The sequence below is a fragment of the Mycolicibacter arupensis genome (assembly GCF_002086515.1).
In the GTDB taxonomy this organism is placed as follows: Bacteria; Actinomycetota; Actinomycetes; order Mycobacteriales; family Mycobacteriaceae; genus Mycobacterium; species Mycobacterium arupense.
On sequence record NZ_MVHH01000110.1, the window covers coordinates 1 to 1,375 of the forward strand.

The 1,375-nt window shown below is 70.9% G+C and carries 1 protein-coding gene; it reads left to right on the top strand.

Annotated elements, in window-relative coordinates:
• Positions 1 to 181: 181 nt before the first annotated feature.
• Positions 182 to 1,375, top strand: a 1,194-nt coding sequence (locus tag BST15_RS20885; protein ID WP_083071174.1) for a DUF7159 family protein, incomplete at its 3' end; no start/stop codon positions are given.

Consider the following 1,375-nt stretch of genomic DNA (forward strand, 5'->3'; position numbering starts at 1 on the left):
GGCCAGATCCCCACCTAAAAATGGAGGCCCGGCAAGGGTCCCGGAGGCGGACATGGCGGCGGGCATGGGCGCGGCGGCCCCTTCCCGTTCCCCCTGCCGGGCCTCCATTTTTAGGTGGGGATCTGGCCCGCGCGCTTGTAAGATTGACTAAGAAGTCGCCGACCCTAGTGGAGGAGGTGCGGTGGACATCGTTTTGGGGGTCTCGATGGCGCCGCCATCGGTACGCATGGTCCTGGTCGAGGGGGAGCGCGCCGGAGGCGTGACCGTCGACGAGGACGGCTTCGAGGTGGACGCCGACTCTCCGGTGCTGCCCCATCAGATCGTGTCGGCCATCCTGGGCACCCAGGAAAGTGCCCGCGAGAGCGGCTACCGGTTGGCCTCGACCGGGGTGATGGTCGCCGACCAGCTCCAGGCCGGACAGTTGCGCGACGCCCTGGCCGGCCATCGGGTCGAGAACGTGATGTTGGTGTCGGCGTTCTTGGCCGCCGCGGCCCTGGCCCAGACCGTGGGCGGATCGGTGGGCTATGAGCACACCGCCCTGATGTTCATCGAGCCCGACGGGGCGACCCTGGCCGTCATCGACTCATCGGACGGCTCGATCGCCGATGTGCAGCGGGTGGCACTGCCCTCCGACGACGCCGCCGCGATGGGTGCGCTGACTCGGCTGGCCGCCCAGGCCGGTCGACTGTCCCCGCGCCCCGATGGCCTGTTCGTCGTCGGTTCCGGCGTCAACGTCGGCATGGTCAAGCCGGAGTTGGACGCGGCCAGCGCCATCCCGGTCAGCGTGCCCGAAGAGCCCGAGACCGCACTGGCACGGGGCGCGGCCCTGGCCAGTGCCCACGCGCCGCTGTTCGACTCCTCGACCTCAGCGCTGGCGTGGGCGCGCGACCCGGGCACCGGAATGATCGACCCGGAGCTGGTCGCGCTCGGTTACGCCTGCCCGGCCGACTATGACGCGACCATGAGCGAGTACGCGCTGGCCTACAGCGCGGTTCCCGACGACGCCGACAGTGGCTACCTGAGCTTCACCGACGCAGACGGCATCGAGGACCTCGCCATCGACGACGACGAGTTCTATCCGCCGAGTTCCGAACTGCGCTTGGTCGAGGAGGACAGCGCACCGACTCGCCGGCGGCCCTTCCTGCTGGCCGGAAGCGGGTTGGCGGCATTCTTCGTCGTGGGGGTCTGCAGTCTGGTGGTCGCCCTGGCGGTCAGCATTCGGCCCACCGCCGCAGACCACCCACCACCCACCGGGCACCTCGTCGGACCCGCCCAACAGGCCCCGGCTCCGGCGCCCGCTCCGGAGGCCGCGCCTGTCCCGGCCCCCGCGCCACCGCCGGGGGTGGCGCCGCCGGCGGTCAAGGTCCCGGTAGCT